The 23404-nt window shown below is 71.5% G+C and carries 20 protein-coding genes; 2 read left to right on the top strand and 18 right to left on the bottom strand.

Annotated features, from left to right (window positions below; genetic code table 11):
• Window positions 1-4: 4 nt before the first annotated feature.
• A complete protein-coding gene (locus ABIC29_RS17425; protein WP_354247471.1) occupies window positions 5-1654 on the bottom strand; it encodes an ABC transporter substrate-binding protein in 1650 nt (549 codons plus the stop codon).
• 10 nt (window positions 1655-1664) lie between these two features.
• Window positions 1665-3389, bottom strand: a complete 1725-nt coding sequence (locus tag ABIC29_RS17420; RefSeq protein ID WP_354247468.1) for an amidohydrolase — start codon at window positions 3387-3389, stop codon at window positions 1665-1667.
• A gap of 189 nt (window positions 3390-3578) precedes the next feature.
• On the opposite strand from ABIC29_RS17420, the gene ABIC29_RS17415 reads away from it, so the two are divergent.
• Window positions 3579-4271, top strand: a complete 693-nt coding sequence (locus ABIC29_RS17415) for a TetR/AcrR family transcriptional regulator (RefSeq protein ID WP_354247465.1) — start codon at window positions 3579-3581, stop codon at window positions 4269-4271.
• 52 nt (window positions 4272-4323) lie between these two features.
• Here the strand turns inward: ABIC29_RS17415 and ABIC29_RS17410 are convergent, their stop codons facing one another.
• The 11 genes from ABIC29_RS17410 to infC all read right to left on the bottom strand — a co-directional run bounded on the left by ABIC29_RS17410 (window position 4324) and on the right by infC (window position 14060).
• Window positions 4324-4728 carry a DUF1801 domain-containing protein gene (locus tag ABIC29_RS17410; RefSeq protein ID WP_354247462.1) on the bottom strand — a complete coding sequence of 135 codons (405 nt, stop codon included), beginning with the start codon at window positions 4726-4728 and terminating at the stop codon, window positions 4324-4326.
• A 76-nt stretch (window positions 4729-4804) separates the two neighbouring features.
• On the bottom strand, window positions 4805-7345 hold the full coding sequence (gene pheT / locus ABIC29_RS17405; RefSeq protein ID WP_354247460.1) for a phenylalanine--tRNA ligase subunit beta: 2541 nt from the start codon (window positions 7343-7345) through the stop codon (window positions 4805-4807).
• A 4-nt stretch (window positions 7346-7349) separates the two neighbouring features.
• Window positions 7350-8390 (bottom strand): phenylalanine--tRNA ligase subunit alpha, encoded by a 1041-nt coding sequence (pheS, locus tag ABIC29_RS17400; RefSeq protein WP_116082663.1) that lies wholly within the window; start codon window positions 8388-8390, stop codon window positions 7350-7352.
• Window positions 8391-8456: 66 nt separating this feature from the next.
• Window positions 8457-9383, bottom strand: coding sequence for an amino acid ABC transporter permease (locus tag ABIC29_RS17395; RefSeq protein WP_116082665.1), 927 nt, complete (start codon window positions 9381-9383; stop codon window positions 8457-8459).
• Window positions 9380-10030, bottom strand: a complete 651-nt coding sequence (locus tag ABIC29_RS17390) for an amino acid ABC transporter permease (RefSeq protein WP_116082668.1) — start codon at window positions 10028-10030, stop codon at window positions 9380-9382. The genes ABIC29_RS17395 and ABIC29_RS17390 overlap by 4 nt, the downstream gene beginning before the upstream one ends.
• A gap of 60 nt (window positions 10031-10090) precedes the next feature.
• Window positions 10091-10951: a glutamate ABC transporter substrate-binding protein gene (locus tag ABIC29_RS17385; protein ID WP_354247456.1), complete on the bottom strand. Its 861-nt coding sequence runs from the start codon at window positions 10949-10951 to the stop codon at window positions 10091-10093.
• A gap of 53 nt (window positions 10952-11004) precedes the next feature.
• Window positions 11005-11793, bottom strand: a complete 789-nt coding sequence (locus ABIC29_RS17380) for an amino acid ABC transporter ATP-binding protein (protein WP_116082673.1) — start codon at window positions 11791-11793, stop codon at window positions 11005-11007.
• Between the two features lie 79 nt (window positions 11794-11872).
• Window positions 11873-12676 (bottom strand): TrmH family RNA methyltransferase, encoded by an 804-nt coding sequence (locus ABIC29_RS17375; RefSeq protein WP_116082675.1) that lies wholly within the window; start codon window positions 12674-12676, stop codon window positions 11873-11875.
• Window positions 12677-12772: 96 nt separating this feature from the next.
• Window positions 12773-13159 (bottom strand): 50S ribosomal protein L20, encoded by a 387-nt coding sequence (gene rplT / locus ABIC29_RS17370; protein ID WP_067877568.1) that lies wholly within the window; start codon window positions 13157-13159, stop codon window positions 12773-12775.
• A gap of 31 nt (window positions 13160-13190) precedes the next feature.
• Entirely contained in the window at window positions 13191-13385 is a 195-nt protein-coding gene (gene rpmI / locus ABIC29_RS17365) for a 50S ribosomal protein L35 (RefSeq protein WP_092968518.1), read from the bottom strand.
• Between the two features lie 54 nt (window positions 13386-13439).
• On the bottom strand, window positions 13440-14060 hold the full coding sequence (infC, locus tag ABIC29_RS17360; RefSeq protein WP_116082678.1) for a translation initiation factor IF-3: 621 nt from the start codon (window positions 14058-14060) through the stop codon (window positions 13440-13442).
• Between the two features lie 336 nt (window positions 14061-14396).
• On the opposite strand from infC, the gene ABIC29_RS17355 reads away from it, so the two are divergent.
• Entirely contained in the window at window positions 14397-14852 is a 456-nt protein-coding gene (locus tag ABIC29_RS17355; RefSeq protein WP_354247451.1) for a DUF1844 domain-containing protein, read from the top strand.
• A 51-nt stretch (window positions 14853-14903) separates the two neighbouring features.
• Here the strand turns inward: ABIC29_RS17355 and ABIC29_RS17350 are convergent, their stop codons facing one another.
• The 5 genes from ABIC29_RS17350 to priA all read right to left on the bottom strand — a co-directional run bounded on the left by ABIC29_RS17350 (window position 14904) and on the right by priA (window position 23351).
• A complete protein-coding gene (locus ABIC29_RS17350; RefSeq protein WP_354247448.1) occupies window positions 14904-15683 on the bottom strand; it encodes a DNA-formamidopyrimidine glycosylase family protein in 780 nt (259 codons plus the stop codon).
• Complete coding sequence (locus tag ABIC29_RS17345) at window positions 15670-20223, bottom strand: ATP-dependent helicase (protein WP_354247445.1); 4554 nt, start codon at window positions 20221-20223, stop codon at window positions 15670-15672. Before ABIC29_RS17345 ends, ABIC29_RS17350 begins: the two co-directional genes overlap by 14 nt.
• A 60-nt stretch (window positions 20224-20283) precedes the next feature.
• Window positions 20284-21657, bottom strand: coding sequence for a pyridoxal phosphate-dependent decarboxylase family protein (locus ABIC29_RS17340; protein ID WP_354247442.1), 1374 nt, complete (start codon window positions 21655-21657; stop codon window positions 20284-20286).
• A gap of 91 nt (window positions 21658-21748) precedes the next feature.
• Window positions 21749-22516: an SseB family protein gene (locus ABIC29_RS17335; RefSeq protein ID WP_354247510.1), complete on the bottom strand. Its 768-nt coding sequence runs from the start codon at window positions 22514-22516 to the stop codon at window positions 21749-21751.
• An 85-nt stretch (window positions 22517-22601) separates the two neighbouring features.
• Window positions 22602-23351 carry a bifunctional 1-(5-phosphoribosyl)-5-((5-phosphoribosylamino)methylideneamino)imidazole-4-carboxamide isomerase/phosphoribosylanthranilate isomerase PriA gene (priA, locus tag ABIC29_RS17330; protein ID WP_116082690.1) on the bottom strand — a complete coding sequence of 250 codons (750 nt, stop codon included), beginning with the start codon at window positions 23349-23351 and terminating at the stop codon, window positions 22602-22604.
• Window positions 23352-23404: the final 53 nt, after the last annotated feature.

Raw genomic sequence — 23404 nt, 5'->3', positions numbered from 1 at the left:
GAGGTTATCGAGCGCCAATGGTCGCCGCCCACGGGTAGTACAGGAACGCGATCGACGGCGCGACGCCGGTGATGCGCTCGCCGACGAAGACCGGCATCGGGCTCGTGTAGAGCGGAAGCCACGGCAACTGCTCGTTCGCGATGTGCTGCAGCTCTGAGGTGAGCTTCGCCCGGGCGTCGGGGTCCGCGGTGCCGACGGCCTCGTTCGCGATGCGGTCGAAGTCGGGGTCGCTCCACTCGCCGTAGTTGCTGAATTCGCCGGTGCGCAGCACGCCGTACATCTCCAGCGGGTCGGGGCTCGAGAGGTACCAGACCGTGTAGAAGAGGTCGACGTCCTCGCGCGCGCTCGGGTCGGAGAACAGGGCCGTGTACGCGTTCGGCGTCACGGTCTTGATCTCGGCGTCGAGGCCGATCGACTGCGCGGCCGCCACGGTCGCCTGGGACACGACGGTGAAGTCGTTGCTGATCGGCGCGGTCGCGAACACGATCTTCTCGCCCGTCGCCCCGGCCTCCTCGACGAGCTGCTTCGCCGCCTCGAGGTCGCGCGGGTACTCCTCGAGCCCGCTGAACGCCTCCGTTCGGGTCTGCTCGGATGCCTCGCCCCACACGGACTCGGTTGTCAGGGCGTTCGACACGGAGCCGTAGCCCTTGGCGGCGGCCTCGAGGATGCCCTCGCGATCGAGCGCCATCATGAGCGCCTGGCGCACGCGAGGATCGCTGAGCGGCCCGTCGGTGTCGGACACGATGAGGTTCGAGGTGGCGGTGCTGAGGCCGAAGTAGACGTCACCCGCACCCGAGGCCTGGAGCTGCGCGATGCCGTCGGTCGGCAGCATCCAACTGCCGTCGACGTCACCCGACTTCAAGGCGTTGATGCGGGCATTGGCGTCGTTCATGAAGACGAACCGCACCTCGCCCGACTTCGCCATGAGACGGTCGTCCCAGTAGCCGTCGTAGCGGGTGAGCGTGATCGACTCCCCCGACTTCCACTCGGACAGCTCGAACGGGCCGGTGCAGTTCACGAGCCCGGTCGAGTTGCCGTAGTCCGCGCCCTTCTCGGCAAGGGTCGCGGCCGACTCGATGACGCCGGCCGAGCCGCCCATGCCCTGGTTGAACTGGGAATCCGGGATCGCCGTGGTGACCGTGACCTCGCGGTCGCCCGTCTGCTCGATCGACGTGACGTTCTGGTAGACCGAGTACCACGACGACCCGACGGCGGGGTCGAGGTGCCGGCTCATCGAGGCCACGACGTCGGCGGCCGTGAGCGGCGTGCCGTCGTGGAAGGTGACGCCGTCGCGGATCCGGTAGACCCAGGTCGTCGGGCTCGACTGCTCGAACGACTCGGCGAGGCCCGGCGTGAGGGTGTAGTCGGGGTTCAGTCGAAGCAGCGACTCGCACACGTTCGACAGGACCATGTTGTCGGCGTAGTCGAACGCGTAGGCGTAGTCGAGCGAGTACGGCTCGCCGTAGTTCGCCCACGTGAACGAGTCGATGTCACCCGAGGGTGCGGCGGTCTGGGCGGTGAGCTCCCAGTCGGGGGCAGAGGCCTTCGGATCGGCCTGCGGCGTGCACGCGGTGAGCGCCAGTGCGCCCGCCGCGAGGGCGGCGACGAGCAGGATGCCCTGGCGTCGGCCGGTGCGGGATCTGGGGGTGTTCATGCGGGGCTCCTCAGCGGGTGGGGGTGGGGATTCCGGGCGTGGGAACGGCGTCGGCGACTCCGTCGCCGTGCTCCGCGTCGGAGCGGACGTAGACGGCCTCGCCCTCGATCCACGTGGACGTGACGGCGGCGCGGTACAGCTCCTCGTCGGGAAGCGTGAAGGGGTCGGGCTCGATGACCACGAGGTTCGCGAGGTAGCCCTCGCGTACGTAGCCCGTGTCGTGGTCGCGGTGGTTCACGTACGCGCTGCCCGACGTGTAGGCGGCCATGGCCGTCTCGAGGTCGAGCCGCTGGTGCGCACCGCCGAGCGGCTCGCCGTCGACGAGGTCGGGGGCGATCCTCGTGACGGCGATGTGGATCGCGGCGAGCGGGTCGGCGGATGACACGGGCCAGTCGCTCCCCGCCGCGAGTCGGGCGCCGTCGCGCACGAGGTCGCCGAACGGGTACTGCCGCGCCTCGGCGCCGTCCTGGAGGAACGGCAGCGTGAGCACGTCGATCTGGGTCTCGTGCGTGGCCCAGAGCGCCTGCAGGTTGGCGACCGCATCGAGCTCGGCGAACCTCGTCGTGTCCGCCTCGGCGACGACCTGGAGGTGCGCGAGGTGGTGGCGTCCGTCGCTCGCGCCGTTCTTCGCCCTGGCGGACTCGATCGCGTCGAGCGCCTCGCGGACCGCCCGGTCGCCGAGCGCGTGGAAGTGCACCTGCATGCCGGCGGCGTCGAGCTCCTCGACGGCCGTGCGCAGCAGCGTCGGATCGACGAACGAGATGCCCCTGTTGGCCGTGTCGTGGCCGTGCGCGTCCCGATAGGGCGTGAGCATCGCGGCCGTCTGGTTCTCTGCGACCCCGTCGACCATGATCTTCACGGTGCCGAACGAGAGGCGCTCCTCGTGACCCCGCTGCGCGATCCGGTCGCGCAGCCTCACCATGCCCTCGACCTGGTCGAGCCCGCCGGAGCGCTCCCACCACTGGGCGCCGACGACGTGCGCACGCAGGGTGCCCTCGTCGACGGCGCGCAGGTAGGCGCCGGTCGGGTCGGAGATGCCCGCGGACTCGCCGGCGACGAGCGCATCCTGCCAACCGGTGATCCCCAGCGAGAGCAGGAGCTCCTGCGCACGGAGCAGTCCGCGGTACGAGAGCTCCTCGCTGCCGGCCGGGCGGACCTCGGCGAAGAGCTCGCTCGATCCCTCGTGGAAGGTGCCGGCGGGCGTTCCGTCGGCCTCGCGTTCGATGCGCCCGTCGGCCGGGTCGGGGGTCGCGGCGTCGATGCCGGCGAGTCGGATCGCGGCGGTGTTCGCCCAGGCACTGTGATGGTCGCGGCTCATGAGGAGCACCGGGCGGTCGGGCAGGACCGCGTCGAGCAGGCCGCGGTCGGGCGCTCCCCCGGCGAAGTGGTCCATCGACCAGCCGCCGCCGAGGATCCACGGCTCCTCAGGGTTCGCGGCGGCGTACGCGGCGACGGTCGCGACGGCGTCGGCGGCATCCGTCGCGCCCGAGAGGTCGCACTGCAGCAGTTCGACGCCACCGCCGACGGGGTGGATGTGCGCGTCCTGGAACCCGGGTGCGAGCAGGGCGCCGTCGAGCTCGACGACGCGGGTGTCGGGGCCGACGAGGCTCGCGGCGTCCTGCTCGGGGACGATCGCGGCGATGCGTCCGTTCGAGACGCCGACGGCCAGGCCGCGCAGGGGCGAGGCGGATCCCGTGAACACGGATCCCCCGGTGAATAGGACGTCGACTGCCATGTCGCCTCGATTCTTCGTTGGGTGTGGAGGCGACAGTAGCCGCACGCCACAGCGACGTCAACAGTGTTGACATCGCTGTTGTCCAATTCGTTATGCTGGCCGTTGCAACGCGCAGCCCCACCTGCTCCGATGGAGCCGGGGACGCGTGACAGGATGGGTGCCGACCCACGAGAACCGAAGGCAGGTGCGATGACGACCGCAACCGGATCCAATCGCCTCGCCTCCCACGGCGGGCCGGGCAAGGTGCGCCTCGATCGCGACTCGATCATCTCCACCGGCCTCGAACTCGCCGCCGACACCGGCGCCACGACCATCTCGGTGCGTGAACTCGGTGCCAGGCTCGGCACCGACCCCACGGCGATCTACCGGCACTTCCGCAACAAGGAAGCGCTCATGCAGGCGCTGCTCGACGAACTCAACGCGCGCGCGGTGGCCGCCGTCACGGCCGACCCCGGCGATTGGCGCGAACGGCTCAGGCAACTGGCCAGGGCCACCCTCTCCTCATTCACGAGCTACCCGGCGATCGCAGTCGAGGCCACCGTGCTCACCACGCACGGGCCGGGCGAACTCGACGCCATCGAGCTCATGCTCGACGCGTTCGCACGGGCCGGTCTCGACGGCGACGAGCTCGTGCGGCACTACGCCCTCATGGCCTCGCATGTGCTCGCGACGGCGGCCGGCATCGCTCGCGGGCGAAGCGGGCGACCCTCCGACGAAGAGTCCAGCCCGTGGTTCGACGCCCCGATCCTCGCCGACCCTCGCACCCATCCGCGCATCGCCGAACTCGGGGCGAAGATGGCCGACCTCGAGGACCGGGACCTCTTCATGCTCGGCGTCGAAGCCGTCATCCAATCGGCAGAGCGGGCCGCCGCGGCGCGCTGACGACGTCGACCCCGGGTGTCACGGATGGCCCGGGTGTCACGGATGCCGCGGTTCAGCCCCGCGCGTGGATCCAGGCGCGGTCGACCAACGAGGCGAGCACGTCGAGGTCGATGTTCGACAACCGGCCGACCCAGACGCATCCGGCACCCACCTTGACCTTGCCGAGGCGCTCGACGAGCTCCTCGCCGCCCGGGAGCTGGAGTCCGTACAGCGACATGTTCGCCTTGCGCGGTGAGAACCCGACGATCGGCCAGTCGCCCTCGCGACCGGTGGCGTACCGGTGGTGCTGGAGTCCGTAGCCCACGATCGACGGCCCCCACATGACCGCATCCGTGTCGGTCACGCGGTCGAACAGGTCGCGCAGGACGAGCCCGTCGTCGCGCCGGCCCGCAGGTTCGACCGCGTCGAGGAACTCGGCGACGGACGCCCCGGTCGGCACGGTCTTCGCTTCGGCCATGGCTGAGGGTACCGCCGGGCCGGGGCATCCGTCACCCCTGGGCCCGGCGATCCCCATCATGCCGAGGTCGACGCGTCTACTCGCGGATCGCCGCGCCCGTGCGCTCACCCGCGAGCGCGGCGCCGGCGAGCTTCGCCTCGCTCGCCTCGGCCGCCGTCAGCGTGCGGTCGGCGGCACGGAAGCGCAGCGCGAACGTGAGGCTCTTCGCACCCTCGGGCACGCCTTGGCCGCGATAGTCGTCGACGAGGTGCAGGGCTTCGAGCAGCTCGCCGGCTCCTTCGACGACGGATGCCGCGACGACCGCCGCGGGAACCTGGACGCCCACGACGAGCGAGAGGTCCTGCGTCGCCGCGGGGAACGTGCCGATGGCATGCGCCTCGGGCTGCACGACGGCGAGGCCGATGACCGCGTCGAGGTCGAGCTCGACCACCGCGACCACGCGCGGCAGGTCGGCCTCCTCGGCGATCGCGGGCAGCAGTTCACCGGCGAACCCGACGGGCCGGCCGTCGACCCGCAGCTCGGCCGTACGGCCGGGATGCATCGCGTGGTGCGCGCCCTGCACGACCTCGAACTCCGCGCCGACCGCGAGGCCGATGCGGCGCACGGCGTCGAGCGCGTCGGAGATGCCCGCGGCCACGGCGGCCTGACCCGGCTGCTTCGTCACGGCGTCGCCGACGAAGAGCGCGGCGACATGGCGCGGCTGCGGCGGGATGCCCGCGTCGAGCTCGGCGATCGCCTCGTCATCGGGCAGCGCGGCACCGACGGGCAGCTCGCGCGTGCCGTACTCGCGACCGGTCTCCGGCAGGAACACGAGCCCCTGCTCGAACAGGCCGAGATCGACGAGTCCGCGCGAACGATTGCGCTTGGCCGCGGCGATGAGCCCGGGCAGCAGCGAGCGGCGCAGGACGGGGTTCGTCGCGTCGAGCGCGTTCGCGAGCCGCACGGAGGCGACGGGCGACCCGTCGGCGCTGCCGAACTGCAGGTTGTCGACCTCGTTCGCGAACGGGAACGAGAGCACCTCGGTCGCTCCTCCGACCGCGAGCGCGTCCGAGACGCGGCGACGGATGCGCTGCGAGCGCGTGAGCCCACGGCCGGGCGGGGCGACGGGCAGCACCGAGGGGATGCGCTCGTAGCCGCCGAGACGTGCGACCTCCTCGACGAGCTCCTCGCGGCCGGTCAGGTCTGGGCGCCACGACGGCGGCACCACGGCGAACCCGTCGTCGACGCCGTCGCCGCCTCCGAGGTCGGCGACCGAGGCCCCGATCCTCTCGAGGGCCGCGCGCACCTCGGCGTCGTCGTAGTCGACGCCAGTGACCCGGGTGACGAACCCGCGGGGCAGCACGATCGCCTGCCGTGCTGGCACGTCGGCCAGCACGGAGACGCCCTCGGCGGTGCCGCCGGCGAGCTCGACCATGAGCTGGGCGACGCGCGCCGAGGCGGCAGCGGGGATCTCGGGGTCGACGCCGCGCTCGTTGCGCTTGGACGCCTCGCTCGGCAGCTTGTGCCGACGCGCCGATCGCGCGATCGACACGGGGTCGAAGTTCGCGGCCTCGATGAGCACGTTCGTCGTGGCGTCGGAGATCTCGGTGTCGGCGCCGCCCATGACGCCCGCGATGCCGATGGGGCCGCGATCGTCGACGATCAGCAGGTCTTCGACGTGGAGCGTGCGCTCCTTGTCGTCGAGCGTCGTGATCTTCTCGCCGGGGGTCGCCCGGCGCACGACGATACCGCCCTGCAGCTTGTCGAGGTCGTACGCGTGCGTGGGCTGGCCGAACTCGAGCATGACGTAGTTCGTGATGTCGACGAGCAGCGAGAGCGAGCGGATGCCGGCGAGCTTCAGCCTCGCGATCATCCACGCGGGTGTCGGGCGCGTCGGGTCGACCCCGCGCACGACCTGCGTCGTGAAGACGGCGACCGCGGCGCGACCCCGGATGGGCGCGTCGTCGCGGAGTTCGACGGGGAACGGCGCCGACGCGGCATCCGGAGCGGGAGCGACCAGCGCGGGGTCGCGGAACGCCGCGCCCGTGGCATGCGAGTACTCGCGGGCGACGCCGCGGATCGAGAACGCGTAGCCGCGGTCGGGCGTGACGTTCAGTTCGACCGCCGTGTCATCGAGGCCGAGCAGCGCGATCGCATCGGTGCCGACGGGCGCGTCGATGCCGAGCGTCGACAGGCGCAGGATGCCGTCGTGGTCTTCGCCGAGGCCGAGCTCGCGCGCCGACGCGATCATGCCGTCTGAGACGTGTCCGTACGTCTTGCGGGCCGCGATCGGGAACGGGCCGGGCAGCACCGCGCCGGGCAGGGTCACCACGACCTTGTCGCCGACGAAGAAGTTGCGGGCGCCGCACACGATGCCGTGCACGGCCTCGCCGCCATCGGCCGCGGTCTCGCCCTCCGGCGCGACGCGCACCTGGCACCAGCGGATCGTCTTGCCGTTCGACTGCGGTTCCTCGACGAACTCGAGCACCTCGCCGACGACGATGGGGCCGACGAGGTCGAACGTGTGCACGCCCTCCTCCTCGAGTCCGAGCTCGACCAGGGCGGCGTGCACCTGCTCGGGCGTCGTTCCGGGAACGAGCTCGACGTACTCGGCGAGCCAACTCAGCGGCACTCGCATGTCTTCAGACCACCATTCCGAACTGCTGGGAGAACCGGATGTCTCCCTCGACCATCTCGCGCATGTCCTGCACGCCGTTGCGGAGCATGAGGCCCCGCTCGATGCCCATGCCGAACGCGAACCCCGTGTAGACCTCGGGGTCGATGCCCGCCGAGCGGAGCACGTTCGGGTGCACCATGCCGCATCCGCCCCACTCGATCCAGCGCGGACCCGACTTGAAGGTCGGGTGCCAGAAGTCGAGCTCGGCCGACGGCTCGGTGAACGGGAAGTAGCTCGGGCGCAGGCGCACCTTGGCCTCGTCGCCGAAGATCGACTTCACGAAGTGGTCGAGCGTGCCCTTGAGATGGGCCATCGTGAGGCCCTTGTCGACCGCGAGGCCCTCGAACTGCATGAAGACCGGCAGGTGCGTGGCGTCGAACTCGTCGGTGCGGTACACGCGGCCCGGAGCGAGCACGTAGATCGGCACGTCGCGGTCGAGCATCGAGCGCACCTGCACGGGGCTCGTGTGCGTGCGCATCACGAGGTGCGCCTCGGGCGGGTCGACGAAGAAGGTGTCCTGCATGGCGCGCGCCGGGTGGTCGGCGTCGAAGTTCAGCGCGTCGAAGTTGAACCACTCGCTCTCGACCTCCGGGCCCTCGGCGATCTCCCAGCCCATGCCCGTGAACACGTCGCACACACGGTCTTCGAGGAGGGCGAGCGGATGCCGCGAGCCGGCGGTGTACCGCGACGGCAGCGCCGTGACATCCACCGCCTCGGCCTCGAGCTGGGCTGCCGCCTCGGCGGCGACGATCTCGTTCTCGCGGGCGGCGAAGGCCTGGTTCACCCGACCACGCGCCCCGCCGACGAGCTTGCCGAGGGCGGCCTTCTGGTCGTTGGGGACGTTGCGGAGTTCGGCGTTCAGCTGGGCGAGTTCGCTCTTCTCGCCGGTGTGCTCGGCGCGGACGGCCTTCAGCGCGGCGGAATCGCCGGCCGAGGCGATCGCGGCGAGGGCCGCGGCGACCGCGGACTCGACGGACTGCTCGGTGATTTCACGGGGCTCGGACACAAGGAACGAGTCTAGCGGTCGGGCGCGGTCGGGACGGCCGGGCGAACGGCTCCCGACGCGCGGGCGTCAGCCCTGGCCGCGGCTCTCGGACTCTCGTGCCGACGCGACCGCCTGGGCCACGAGGAGGCCCTGGGTCGGGTCGTCCGCCGCCGGGCCCTTGCCCGTGTGGTAGCGGCGGTCGGTGCGCCTCGCCAGCCAGCGGGCGAACCACGAGAGCGACAGGTCGATCACGAGGTAGAACACGAACGCGATGCACCACAGGGTGAACAGGTACCGGTTTCCGTAGAAGCTGCCGAGGTTGTTCAGCGTGACGCGGAGCAGCTCGGGGTAGCCGACGATGTAGGCGAGCGACGTGTCCTTCAGCAGGACGACGAGCTGGGCGACGATGATCGGCAGCATCTGACGGAACGCCTGCGGGAACTCCACGAGCATCTTGGACTGCAGCGGGCGCATGCCCACGCTGAGCGCCGCCTCGCGCTGCCCCCTCGGCAGCGCCACGAGACCCGCCCTGAGCGCTTCGCCGATGAGCGCGCCGTTGTAGATCGCGAGCGCGGAGACGACGGCCCAGTACTGACCGGTGCCGGCGACGAGCAGGATGAACAGCATCATCAGCAGCACGGGCATGCCGCGGAAGAACTCGATGAGCACGGCCGTGGGAATGCGGATCCACGCGATCGTCGAGCTGCGCAGCAGCGAGAGGACGATGCCGAGGGCGATGGCAAGCACCGCGGCGACGGCAGCGGCGCGCAGCGTTCCCCAGACGCCGACGCTGATGATGAACCCCCACATCTCGGGGTCGGAGGCGATGTTCCAGCGAACCGCGTCGAACATGCCCGGCAGGGTGACGCCCCCGGATTCGCGCGGCGCGTTGAGGGTCGCGAAGACCCAGCCGAGGCCGGCGACCACGACGACGGCCGTGACCGCCGAGAGGATGCGGGAGAGGCGACGGGCCTTGGGCCCGGGCGCATCGAACAGGACACTGGCGCCGCTCATCGCTGCACCACCCACTTCCGCTCGAGTTGCGTCGCGAGCAGGCCGAGCGGCACGGTCACGATGAGGTAGAAGAACGCGACGCCGACCAGCACCGCGATGACGGCGTCGCCGTTCGCGTTCGCGAGCGTGCGGCCGACGCCGAACAGCTCGCTCACGAATCCGACGCCGCCGACGACCGAGGTGTTCTTCGTGAGGGCGATCAGGACGTTGATGAGCGGAGGGATCGTCATGCGGAACGCCTGCGGCAGCACGATGAGCGAGACCGTCAGGCTGAAGCCGAGACCGAGGCTGCGTGCGGCCTCGGCCTGGCCGACGGGCACGCCGTTGATGCCGGACCGCAGTGCCTCGGCGATGAACGGGGACGTGTAGACCGCGAGCGCGATCATGCCGGCGGCGAGGTACGGGAGCTCCGAACCCAGGATCGGGAGGATCACCGCGCAGAAGATCACCACGAGCGTCAGCGGCGTGTTGCGGATGATCTCGGTGTAGACCGTGGCGATCACGCGCAACGTCGCGATCGGCGAGATGCGCATCGCGGCGATGAGCGTGCCGAGCACGAGCGCGCCCGCCCCGCCGACCGCGAGGAGCAGCACCGTCATGCTGAAGCCCTGCAGGTAGAGCGGGAGATTCGCGATGACGACGTCCACGCGGTTCCTCTCGGTGGGAAGGAGCGGACCCGGGCCCAGCGGGGCCCGGGTCCGTTCGGATCAGTAGCGGTCGACCGCGGGCGGGTCCACGAACGGCAGCACCGTGCCGGCCGTGGCGTTCCAGGCCTCCTCGTAGCGGCCGTCCTCGTAGGCCTCTTCGAGCACGTCGTTGATGAACATGCGGAAGTCGGTGTCGTCGAGCTTCACGCCGATGCCGTAGGGCTCCTCGGTGAACGGCTCGCCGACCACCTTGAACTCGCCCTCGTTCTGCGCGGCGAGGCCGGCGAGGATCACGTTGTCGGTGGAGACCGCGACGACGGCGCCCTGGCGGAGCGGCTCGAGGCAGTTCGAGTACGTGTCGGTCTCGAGCACCTCGGCACCGAGTTCCTTGAGGTTCGCCGCCGGCGTCGAGCCGGTCACCGAGCACACGGGCTGGCCGACGAGGTCCTCTTCGCTCGTGATGTCGTCGTTGTCGGCGAGCACGAGGATCGACTGCCCGGCCAGGTAGTACGGACCGGCGAAGGAGATGACCTCCTTGCGCTTGTCGTTGATCGTGTACGTGGCGACGACGAGGTCGACCTGGCCGCCCTCGATGAACGGCTCGCGGTTGGCCGAGACGGTCTCGGTCCAGGTGATGTTCTCCTCGTCGATGCCGAGCTCGGACGCGATGATCTTGCCGATCTCGACGTCGAAGCCCTCGGGGTCGCCGGACGGGCCGACGAGGCCGAAGAGAGGCTGGTCGAACTTCGTGCCGATCGTGATCTTGCCGGCCTCCTGCAGGCGCGCCATCGTGGTGCCCGCCTCGAAGGTGGGGGCCGGCTCGGCCGTCTCCTCGGCTTCGCCGCCGCCGCTCGTGCAGCCTGCGAGGGCGAGTGCTGCGGCCGCTGCGGCCGCGACGAGGGCGATTCTCATGCGTGTCATGTCCGTTGCCTCTTTCTGTGTGGTGATTCCCCGCCGCTCGTGACGGCGCGGGTCTAGTGGTCGAGGATCTTGGAGAGGAAGTCCTTCGCGCGGTCGGACTTCGGATCGTCGAAGAAGTCCGCAGGCGTCGCCTCCTCGACGATGCGACCGTCGGCCATGAACAGCACCCGGTCGGCCGCCTTGCGCGCGAACCCCATCTCGTGGGTCACGACGATCATCGTCATGCCGTCCTTCGCGAGCCCGACCATGACGTCGAGGACCTCGTTGATCATCTCGGGGTCGAGCGCGCTCGTCGGCTCGTCCATGAGGATGAGCTTCGGGTTCATCGCGAGCGAACGGGCGATCGCCACGCGCTGCTGCTGCCCGCCCGAGAGCTGGGCGGGGAGCTTCTTCGCCTGGTTCGCGACGCCCACGCGCTCGAGGAGCGTCATCGCCTCGGCCTCGGCGGCCTTGCGCGACATCCGCTTCACCTTGATCGGCGCCAGGGTGACGTTCTCGAGCACGGTCTTGTGCGCGAACAGGTTGAACGACTGGAAGACCATGCCGACGTCGGCACGGAGCTTCGCGAGCCCCGCGCCCTCTTCGGGCAGTCGCTGCCCGTCGATCGAGATCGTGCCCGAATCGATGGTCTCGAGCCGGTTGATGGCACGGCAGAGGGTCGATTTACCCGATCCGCTCGGGCCGATGACCACGACCACCTCGCCGCGGTTCACGACCGTGTTGATGTCGTTCAGGACGTGCAGTTCGCCGAAGTGCTTCTCGACGTTCTCGATCACGACGAGCGGCTCCCCCCGACGCACCGAGATGTTCGACGTCGGCGGTTCGGGCTGGGTCGGGTCCATACCCCCCAAACTAGGGCGCGCAGGGCACCGCGGTCAGGATCGCACGCGCTTGGTTACCTTTTCGTAACCCGCCACGGCGTCAGGCGCTGCGCTGGGCGAACGCGCTCTCGTACAGGCAGACGGATGCCGCGGTCGCGAGGTTCATCGACTCGGCGTGCCCGTAGATGGGCACCGTGACGACGCGGTCGGCGAGCTCGAGCTGCTCGTCGAGCAGCCCCCTGGCCTCGTTGCCGAAGAGCCACGCCGTCGGCTTCGCCAGGACCCCGTCGGTGCGCGCGGCGAGGAGGTCGTCGCCCTTCACGTCGGCGGCGAGCACGGTCAGGCCGGCGGCCCTGGCACGCACGAGCACGTCGGCCAGGTCGGCTCCGACCGCGACCGGCACGTGGAAGATCGACCCCGTCGAGCTGCGCACGACCTTGGGGTTGTAGAGGTCGACCGCGCGACCCGTGAAGACGACCGCGTCGGCGCCCGCGGCATCCGCGGCCCGGACGATCGTGCCGGCGTTGCCGGGGTCGCGCACCTCTTCGAGGATCGCGATGAGCTTCGGGGATGCCGCGAAGACGTCTTTCACCGCGGTCGGGAACTGGCGGCACACGGCCACGAACCCCTGCGGGGTCACCGTGTCGGCCATGGACTCGAGCACCTCTTCGGTGACGTACTCGAGCTCGAGGTCGACCTCCTCGGCCGCGGCGACGATCTCGGGGTGGCGTTCGACGGCCGTGGGCGTGGCGAAGAGCTCGAGGACGAGCTCCGGCCGGAACCGCAGCGCCTCGGAGACCGCCTGCGGCCCCTCGAGCAGGAACAGCCCGGTCTCGGAGCGCGACGCCTTCTTGGCGAGCTTCGCGACCGAGCGGACACGGGGCGACCTGGGGTTCTCGAGCATGAGGCAATTCTAGGGCGGGAACGCGGAACGGCCCGGCACCACCCTGCTGATCGTGCAGGGGGTGCCGGGCCGTTCGACGTGCGTCGAAGGTGCTGCTTACGCGGCGGTCTTCGGAGCCGAGGTGTCGGCCGGGAGGGCCTTCTTGGCCGACTCGACGAGCGCGGCGAACGTCGCGGGCTCGTTCACGGCGAGCTCGGCGAGGATACGACGGTCGACCTCGATGCCCGCAAGGCCGAGGCCCTGGATGAGGCGGTTGTACGTGAGGCCGTTCGCACGCGACGCCGCGTTGATCCGCTGGATCCAGAGGCGACGGAAGTCGCCCTTCTTCTTGCGGCGGTCGTTGTACGAGTAGACGAGGGAGTGGGTGACCTGCTCCTTGGCCTTGCGGTACAGACGCGAACGCTGGCCGCGGTAGCCCGCAGCGCGCTCGAGGATGACGCGACGCTTCTTGTGGGCGTTGACCGCCCTCTTCACTCTTGCCATGACTCTGTTTCTTCCTTACGGGTCTCGCGGCTCAGTGGCCGAGAAGCTTCTTGATGACCTTGGCGTCGGGGGCCGACACGACCTTGTCCTGGTTCAGACGGGCCTTGCGCTTCGAGGCCTTGACCTCGAGGTTGTGGCGCATTCCGGCCTGCTGCTTCTTGATCTTGCCGCTGCCGGTGATCTTGAAGCGCTTCTTGGACCCGGAGTGGGTCTTCTGCTTCGGCATCTCGTGTGTCTCCTTGGTTCTGCCGCCAACTCGTGGCGGACGTGGGTGTCTGGCCTACGCCTCTGCGGCGTCGGCCGTCTGCGTCTCGGCCTCGCCGTCGGCATCCGCCGACGGGCGCGACTTCGCCGCAGCACGCTGTGCATTCGCCTCGGCCTTGGCCTCGGACTTGTTCTTGAGAGGGGCGATCACCATGACCATGTTGCGGCCGTCGATCGTGGGGTTGTGCTCGACCGTGCCGAACTCGGCGACGTCTTCGGCGAAACGCTGCAGGAGGCGGACGCCCATCTCGGGGCGCGACTGCTCGCGGCCTCGGAAGAGGATCATGGCCTTGACCTTGTCGCCGGACTTCAGGAAGCCGATGGCGCGCTTCATCTTGGTCTCGTAGTCGTGCTTGTCGATCTTGAGACGGAACCGGACCTCTTTGAGGATCGTGTTCGCCTGGTTGCGCCGGGCCTCTTTCGCCTTCTGCGCAGCCTCGTACTTGAACTTGCCGTAGTCCATGATCTTGGCGACCGGGGGCTTGGAGTTCGGAGCGACCTCGACGAGGTCGAGATCGGCTTCCTGCGCGAGCCGCAGGGCCACCTCGATCTTCACGACGCCGACCTGCTCTCCTGCGGGACCCACGAGGCGGACCTCGGGAACGCGGATACGGTCGTTGGTACGGGGATCGCTGATGCGGGTACTCCTCTACTCAAGCTTCTTCACTCGATGGGAGACCGGATGCCGCCCATCGTTTCGAGAGCGAAGATCCACGCACGCCGAACGGAATCACACCGATCTGCACTGCGGCCCCCTGACTACCCCAGGCTCTCGACCGTTGCGGGTCTCGGGCCATGCGGCGGAGGGCATTCAACCCGGTAACCTTGATGAAGCGGTAAGCGCGGGTGGGAGAATCTCCACTTTCGTACTGGGACAAGCCCAGCCGTACTGGGACAAGCCCAGCCATGCCGGGGCAAGCCCCGACGTGCCGGGTTCGAGACCCGGACCGAACGAGTCTAGCAGAGGATGTCTGTGATCGAGAATTCAGACGAGCCCACCTTCGCCGGCGGATCCCACGAGGATCACGTCGACGGACGCACCGAGAGCCGGCCGGCCGGCCGCGAGGCGGACACCGGGCCGGATCACGCCGACCTCGAGGAGGCGGTCGACGACGCCACGCGCGACATCGCCGAGGTGCCCGCCGTCGAGATCATCACCACCGCGGCCGTGCACCTGATGAGCGCCGCCGCCGTCAAGGTCGGCCTCGCCGACGACCCGGCGTCGCAGATCGACCTCGACGAGGCGCGCAAGCTCATCAACGCGCTCGCCGGGCTCATCACCGCCGGCGCGCCCGAGATCAGCGACATGCACGCGCGCTCCCTGCGCGACGGCCTCCGCTCGCTGCAGCTCGCGTTCCGCGAGGCATCCGTCATCCCCGACGCCATCGGCCAGGGGCCGGGCGAGAAGTGGACCGGACCGGTCAACTGACCTCGCCCACGCGCTCACCCCTGAGGGGTCGCCGCGCTCCGCGGCGACCCCTCAGAGCTGGCAGCTCGGGCACCAGAACGTCACCCGCTCCTCGAGGTCGGTGCGGCCGAGGTCGCCGCGCTCGATGCGCGTGCCGCAGCGTCGGCACGCCTCGCCGGCGCGCCCGTACACCCAGAGCCGCCGTCCGCGACGATCGACGCCGGTCGTCACGCGTGCGGCGCGATCGCGGTTCGCGACGATCAGGCGCCGCCCGAGCGCCACGACCGCCGGCAGGTCTGGCACGCTCGCCACGGTGCGCTGCGGTCGGATGCCGCGGAGGAAGCACAGCTCGTTGACGTAGACGTTGCCGAGGCCCGCCAGGTTGCGCTGGTCGAGCAGCGCGACGGCGACGGGCGTCTCCGAGCTCGCCGCGAGCCGGCGGACGGCTTCGTCGGCGCTCCAGTCGGGGCCGAGCAGATCGGGGCCGAGGTGCTCGAGCGCGGCGGCCTCGTCGGCCCGTGCCAGCACCTCGAGGAGCCCGAGCTCGAAGCCGATCGCCGTCGCGTCGGCCGTCTCGAGCACGACGCGCGCGAGGTGCGCCGGCTTGGGCCAGCGCTCCCCCGGTGCCACGACGCGCCACTCGCCCTCCATCTTCAGGTGCGAGTGGATGCTCCACCTAGGGGTCCGGATGAGCAGGTGCTTGCCGCGGGCGACGACCTCGTCGACCCGCTCCCCGGCGAGATCCGCCGTCGCGAACCTCGGCACCCGGAAGTCGGTCCGCAGGAACTCAGCCCCCGCGAGCGCCGCGTGCAGGCGCGCAGCCGCCCGGAAGACGGTGTCACCCTCTGGCATCGAGTCGCAGTCCCTTCGGCGTCTCGCCGAAGCCCGCGGCCCGCAGGGCATCACCGAACGGGGTGCCGAGCACGAATGCGCCGTTGACGCTCTCGACGGCCAGCCGTCGCACACGACCGGTGCGCACCAGCGCGGCGACGGCCTCGGCGGCCTGCTTCAGCACGACCTCGTCGGCGACGTAGGAGAGCATCGTCTTGCCGCCGCGCTCGACGTACGCGACGAGCTCGCCGTCGGCGACCACCGCGAGCGCGCCCGCCTTCCGCGCGGCGCGATGCGAGCTCTCGCCGGGAGGATCGGGCCAGGGCAGCGCCGCGCCGTACGCATTCGCGGGGTCGGTCGCCGCGAGCACGAATACCGTGCGGGTTGCGTCGGGCCGATCGTCGCGGTCTGCGAAGCCGCGCAATCGGTCGACGGCGCCCGGGCCGGCGAACTGCGCTGCGCCGAGCCCCTCGACGAAGTAGCCGCGTCGCGCGCGACCCGACTCCTCGAATCCGCTGAGCGTGCGGTAGACGAGGGCGAAGCCGCCGAGCACGCCCTCGGCGACCGCCGTGCCGCGCGTCACGACGCCGTGGCGGTCGAGCATGGTCTCGGCGAGCGCGTGCGCGCGACGGGTGGCATCGGCATCGGGCACCGGGAGGATCGACCAGCGCCCCGCGACCGACGGCGGCCCGGAGCGCATCACCGCCGACGAGGCGCGCGGGAGGGAGCGGCCCCGCATCATGCGCGAACGCGGCGTGGGGCGCGTCGTGCGATGCGCGCTGCGCCCGCCGGCGATGAGCGAGCGGACCGGCGCGAAGGTGTCGTTCGTGACGAGGCCGGCCCACACGAGACCCCACAGCGCCTCGACGAGTTCATCGTCGACCACTGGTGCCTCGAGGCTTCCGAACCGGCCGACGGCGTCGGAGAGCTGCCGGAAGAAGTAGGCGCCGCCCGACCCGAGCGCGACGAGCACCTCGCGCTGCAACGCGGTCGTCTCGACGCCGATCGGCGGGTCGAGGGTCAGCGGCGCGGACTCGGCGAGGTGCAGCGTGATCCAGCCGTCGTCGCCCGCGAGCGAACCCGACCCCGACCACACGACCTCGCCCGTGGTCATGAGCTCGTCGAGCATCGCCGGACTGTAGTCGGACACCCGGGCCGGCAGCACGAGCGACTCCCACGCGGACGCCGGAAGGCGCACGCCCTCGAGCTGCTCGACCACCGAGAGCACCCCGTCGATGCCGCGGAGCCGCCCGCCGACGTTCTGCCAGACGGGCAGGAACCGCGCGAGCACAGGCTGCGGCACCGGTTCGACCTCGTGTCGGAGCGCCGCGAGCGAGCGCCGCCGGATCTTGCGGAGCACCTCGGCGTCGCACCACTCGGTCGCGGTGCCGTTCGGGCGGAACTCGCCCTCGACGACCCGACGCTCATCGGCGAGCCGGCGCAGCGCACCCTTCGCGACCGCGACCCCGATGCCGAACCGGTCCGCGAGCTCGTCGGCGGAGAACGGCCCGTGCGTGCGTGCGTAGCGGCTCACGAGATCGCCGAGCGGGTCGCCGACGTGCTCGGCGAACGCGACCGCGACGCCGGGTGGAACGGGCACGCCGAGCGCATCGCGGAGGCGCCCGACGTCTTCGATCGCCGCCACGTGCGCTCGCCCTGCGAAGGTCAGCCGGACCGCCCGACGCGCGGCCACGAGCTCGTCGACCGCGGCGACCGGATCGGTCTCGGCCTGCACGCGCTCGGCGAGCTCGTCGGCGGTGAGCGGACCGAGCCACCGCAACGCGTCGGCCACCCCCTCGACGCCGCGCACCCGGCGGTCGTCGGCCAGGCGCTGCAGCTCGCGCTCGGTCGTCGTGATGACGCCGGGATCGAGCAGCTCGCGCAGTTCGACGCGACCGAGCAGTTCGCCGAGCAGGGCCGTGTCGATCGCGAGGGCCGCGGCCCTGCGCTCGGCGAGCGGCGAATCGCCCTCGTACATGAACGCGCCGACGTAGCCGAACAGGAGCGAGCTCGCGAACGGGCTCGGCGACTCGGTCGTGGTCTCGACGAGGCGCACACGGCGCGCACCGACATCCCGGACCAACTCGACGAGTGCGGGCACGTCGTAGACGTCTTGGAGCACCTCGCGCACGGTCTCGAGGATGATCGGGAAGGTCGGGAACGCGCTCGCGACCTCGAGCAGCTGCGCCGAACGCTGGCGCTGCTGCCACAGCGGCGAGCGCCGCCCCGGTTGGTAGTTGGGCAGCAGCAGCGCCCGCGCCGCGCACTCGCGGAAGCGGCTCGCGAACAGCGCCGACCCCCCGACCTCGTCGGTCACGAGCTGCTCGAGCTCGTCGGCCTCGAACACGAACAGGTCGGCGCCGGGCGGGTCGACCCCCGTGTCGGGGATGCGCACGATGATGCCGTCGTCGGCCGCGACGGCCGCACCGTCGACCCCGTGCCGTTCCCTGACCCGCGCGGCGACGGCGAGCGCCCACGGCGCGTGCACCGGCATGCCGAACGGCGAGTGCAGGATGACGCGCCAATCGCCGAGCTCGTCGCGCGTGCGCTCGACGACGAGCGTGCGATCGGACGGCACGTGACCCGTGGCCTTCGCCTGGTCGGCGAGGAAGGTGACGAGGTTGCGCGCTGCGAAGGCGTCGAGCCCGGCGGCCGTGACCCGATCGCGTGCGTCGGACTCGTCGGCCGCGACGATCTCGCGCATGAACGCGCCGAGGGCGCGCCCGAGTTCGGCCGGTCGGCCGAGTCCGTCGCCCTTCCAGAACGGCACCCGGCCGGGTTGCCCGAATGCCGGGACGACGTTGACGCGATCGAAGGTGATCTCCTGGATGCGCCAGCTCGTGGCGCCGAGCGCGAACACGTCGCCGACGCGGGACTCGTAGACCATCTCCTCGTCGAGCTCGCCGACGCGCCGGCCCCCGGACTCGTCGCCGACGAGGAAGACGCCGAACATGCCGCGGTCGGGGATCGTGCCGCCGCTCGTGACGGCGAGGCGCTGCGCGCCGGGCCGGCCGACGAGGGAGCCCGCCTCGCGGTCCCAGATAAGGCGCGGCCGGAGCTCGCCGAAGCGATCGGACGGGTACCGGCCGGCGAGCAGGTCGAGCGTCGCCTCGTAGGCCGAGCGCGGAAGGCCGCCGAACGGGGCGGCCCGGCGCACGGCATCGAACCACTCGTCGACGTCGAGCTCGTCGACCGCCGCCGCCGCGATCGTCTGCTGGGCGAGGATGTCGAGCGGGTTCGCGGGCACCCGCATGGTCTCGATCGCGCCGGCGAGCATGCGTTCGCTCGTCACGGCGGCGTGCACGAGGTCGGCACGCTGCTTCGGGAAGATCACCCCGCGCGAGACCTCGCCCACCTGGTGGCCGGCACGCCCGAGCCGCTGCAGCCCGCTCGAGACCGAGGGCGGCGACTCGACCTGCACGACGAGGTCGACCGCACCCATGTCGATGCCGAGCTCGAGGCTCGAGGTGGCGACCACGCACCGGAGCCGGCCGCTCTTGAGGTCGTCCTCGATCTCGGCGCGCTGCTCCTTGCTGACCGACCCGTGGTGCGCTCGCGCCAGCAGCGGGGGCGCACCGGACGTCTGGCCCGACTGCGCCATGACGGCGGCGGGTGGCCCGCTGCCGGCGGCCGCGACCAGCAGCGCCTCGCGCTCCGTCGCCTCGAGCGAGAGCTCGTTGAGCCGTGCCGTGAGCCGCTCGGCCAGGCGCCGGGAGTTCGCGAACACGATCGACGAGCGGTGCGCGAGCACCCGGTCGAGGATCGCCTCCTCGACGTGCGGCCAGATCGAGCCCGTCGCGTCGTCGCTCGCGGGCAGTTGCGCCATGTCCTCGACGGGGACGACCACCCGCAGGTCGAACTTCTTCTCGCTCGGCGGTGCGACGATCTCGACGGGCGCGCTCGCGCAGAGGAACCTCGCGACCTCCTCGACCGGGCGAACGGTCGCGGAGAGGCCGATGCGCTGCGCGGGCTTCGGCAGCAGCGCGTCGAGGCGTTCGAGCGAGAGCGCGAGATGGGCGCCGCGCTTCGTGGCGGCGACCGCGTGGATCTCGTCGACGATGATCGTCTCGACCGTGCGGAGGGTCTCGCGCGCCTGCGAGGTGAGCATGAGGAACAACGACTCCGGGGTCGTGATCAGGATGTCGGGAGGCGTGCGCAGCATGGCCCGCCGATCACTGGCGGGGGTGTCGCCCGACCTGACGCCGACGCTCACGTGCGGCGGCTCGACGCCGAGCCGCTCGGACACGCGGGCGATGCCCGTGAGGGGTGCGCGCAGGTTGCGCTCGACGTCGACCCCGAGCGCCTTCAACGGCGAGAGGTAGAGCACCCGGGTTCCCGGCGGACGGGGACCGCCCTCGCCCGGCTCCGCTTCGGCGTGCAGACGATCGATGGCGGAGAGGAACGCCGAGAGCGTCTTGCCCGAACCGGTGGGGGCGACGACGAGCGCGTGCGCGCCTCGGCCGATCGCCCGCCACGCGGCGGACTGCACGGCCGTGGGCGCGCGGAAGGACTCCGCGAACCACGTTCGCGTCGCTTCGGAGAAGGCCTCGAGCGCGTCCACCCCTCCATCCTGCCGCCCACGGCCGACAGCCGGGCCTCCCGAGGCCGGATCCGCGGTGGTTCAGCCCGCCAGCGCGCGCCGGACGGCGTCGAGCGTCGCGTCGGCCGCTGCGGCATCCGTCGCCCGATTGCTGACCGAGAACCGCAAGATGTCGCGGCCGCGCCACCGCGACGGATGCGCGAGCGCGACGCCGTCGACGTCGAGGGCGCGTGCGATCGTCGCGACGTCGTGGCCCTCGAACCCGACGCACACCTGCGTGAACACGACCTCGTTCAGCACCTCGACGCCGTCGATGCGACCGAGGCCCTCGGCGAGCGCCGTCGCCGAGTCGGCGAGCCCGTCGACGAGGTCGGCGACCCCCGAGCGTCCGAGGGCGCGCAGTGCCGCATAGGTCGGCACCCCCCGCGCGCGCCGCGAGAGCTCGAGCACCCGGTCGGCCGCGTCGATGCCGGTCTCCGCGGCCGGCAGGTAGGCCGCGTGCATCGTCATGGCGGCCACGAGCGGGGCGGGATCGGCCACGGCGACGATGCCGGCGTCGTAGGGCACGTTGAGCGTCTTGTGCGCGTCGGTCGCCCACGAGTCGGCCTCCTCGACGCCCGCCACGAGGTGCCGCAGCCGCCCGCTCGCCGCCGCCCAGAGCCCGAACGCGCCGTCGACGTGCGCCCACGCCCCCGCCGCGTGGGCGATGCCGATGCACGCCTCGAACGGGTCGGATGCGCCCGAGTGGATGTTCCCGGCCTGCAGGCACACGATCGCCGGGCCCGATCCCCCGGCGAGCGCCGCGGCGAGCGCGTCGGGCAGGATGGCACCCTGGCGGTCGGTGGGCACGTCGATCGGCCGGCCGAGGCCGAGCCAGCGGAGCGCGACGTCCACCGACGGGTGATGCTCGTCGCCCGCGAGCACCCGGATGCGCGGCGCCCCCTGGATGCCGTCGGCTGCGTCGTCCCACCCGACCCGCTCGAGCACGGCATGCCTGGCCGCCGCGAGCGCGACGAGATTCGCGGTGGTCGCCCCGGTCGTGAACCCCGCGACCGTGCCCTCCGGCAGGCCGAGGAGGTCGCAGGTCCATTCGGCCGCGAGTTCCTCTGCGGCGTTCACCCCCGGCGTGACCTCGCGGAGCGCCGCGTTCTGGTCCCATGCCGTGACCAGCCAGTCGGCCGCGAGCGGCGCCGGCGCGGTGCCGCCGATCACCCAGCCGAAGAACCGCGGCGACTGCATCACGATGAGTCCGGGTTCGACGGCCGCACTCAGCTCCTCGACGACCAGGGCGGCGTCCATGCCGCCGTCGGCGAGCTCGCGGCCGAGCGCGTCCTTCACCTCGTCGATGCCGACGCTCGGCGCGATCCGGCGATCGCGGATGCCGTCGAGCCATCGGCCGGCCAGCCGCGCGGCGGTCTCGAGCGGTTCGTGGAACTCGTCTGCGACTCCGGGCATCATCGCTCCTTCTCGGCGCGATTCTCCACCCGTGCGGGGAGTACGGCAACCGCCGCCCTGCCGGGCGACCGGGAGAGCTCCGGACGCCGGTTCAGGATGCCGCGCGCAGCCGCACCTTCAGCGAGTCAACGCCCGTCGCGATGACGTCGTCGGCCGCCCACCGTTGCGCGAGGCGGGCGAGCACCGCGTCGAGCTCGGCGCGCTCCAGCCCGGAGACCAGTTCGAGCACGACGACGAGCTCCGGCCCGAGCAGGCGCATGTCGGGATCGCCGTCGACGAGATCGACGCCGAGCACCGCGAGTTCGGTCGCGATCGAGCGCGCGAACGCCTCGCGGACCGTCTCGGACTCCGCCGCCGGCCGCCATTCGTGGCTCTGCGCCACCGCCCACACCGCGCCGCGGCGCAGGCCGAACTCGGTCTCGGAGCCGGGGTCGAGCACCACGTGATCGGTGCCGTCGTCGGCGGCCGCGAGTGCGACGCGCACGCCGTCGGCGGGCACCGGGCGGGCGTTCGGGTTCCAGCGCCGCATCGCGTCGACCGAGCTGAACACGGGCAGCACGGGCCGGCCGTCGGGGCCCTGCACGGTGACGATCGAGAGCTCCTGGCTCTTCTCGACCGCGAGCCCGTGCTCGCCGATCTCCGTGCCGCCGTCGCCGAGCTCGGCGAGCAGCGGGATCAGCACGCGCGAGGTCGCGAACGCCTGCACCACGTCGACCGGGCCGCCGTCGCCGGCGCGGAACCGCGCGATCGCGGCCACGAGGTGCGGCGGCGCGCTGCCGTCGTCCTGCGCATGCGCGTTCGACTCGAACGACCGGCCCGCCCACGGGGTCCCGGCCGAGTCCGCGGTGCCGCCCGGCATCAAACGGTCGGGCGTCTCCGGCGCGACGCCGCCGTCGGCGACCTGGCCGGTGCCGCCGCGACCCTCGTCACCGACCGCCTCGGGGTCAGTGGGACGCGACATCCAGCGCCTCGGGCAGCGTGAACGCGCCCGCGTACAGCGCCTTGCCGACGATCGCGCCCTCGAGGCCGAGCGGCACGAGCTCGCGGAGCGCGACGATGTCGTCGAGGCTCGAGATGCCGCCGGATGCGACGACCGGGCGGTGCGTGCGGTCCATCACCTGGCGCAGCAGGTCGAGGTTCGGGCCCTGCAGCGTGCCGTCCTTCGTGACGTCGGTCACGACGTAGCGCGCGGCGCCGGCCTCTTCGAGGCGGTCCATGACCTGCCAGAGGTCGCCGCCGTCCTGCGTCCAGCCGCGGGCGGCGAGGGTCGTGCCGCGCACGTCGAGCCCGACGGCGATCGCCTCGCCGTACTGCGCGATGACGGATGCCGCCCACTCGGGGTTCTCGAGGGCCGCGGTGCCGAGGTTGATGCGCTTCGCGCCGATCTCGAGCGCGTGCTCGAGCGACTCGTCGTCGCGGATGCCGCCGGAGAGCTCGACGTTCACGCGACCGCGCACCTGGCGGATCGCCTTCTTCAGGATGCCGCCGTTCGAACCGCGACCGAACGCCGCGTCGAGGTCGACGAGGTGGATCCACTCCGCACCCTGGTCGGCCCAGTCGACGGCCGCGTCGATCGGGTCGCCGTAGTTGGTCTCGGTGCCGGCCTCGCCCTTCGTCAGACGGACGGCCTTGCCGCCCGCGACGTCGACCGCCGGCAGCAGCACCAGGCGGGGGGTCTTGTTGAACTCACTCATCACTGTCCTCGAAATCGGATGCCTGAGAATGCGGCATCGGCACAGTCACAGAA

The organism is Agromyces sp. PvR057 (genome assembly GCF_040547485.1).
GTDB lineage: Bacteria > Actinomycetota > Actinomycetes > Actinomycetales > Microbacteriaceae > Agromyces.
The sequence above is the reverse complement of the archived record's forward strand: the minus strand, read 5'-3'. Positions and strand labels throughout refer to the sequence as shown.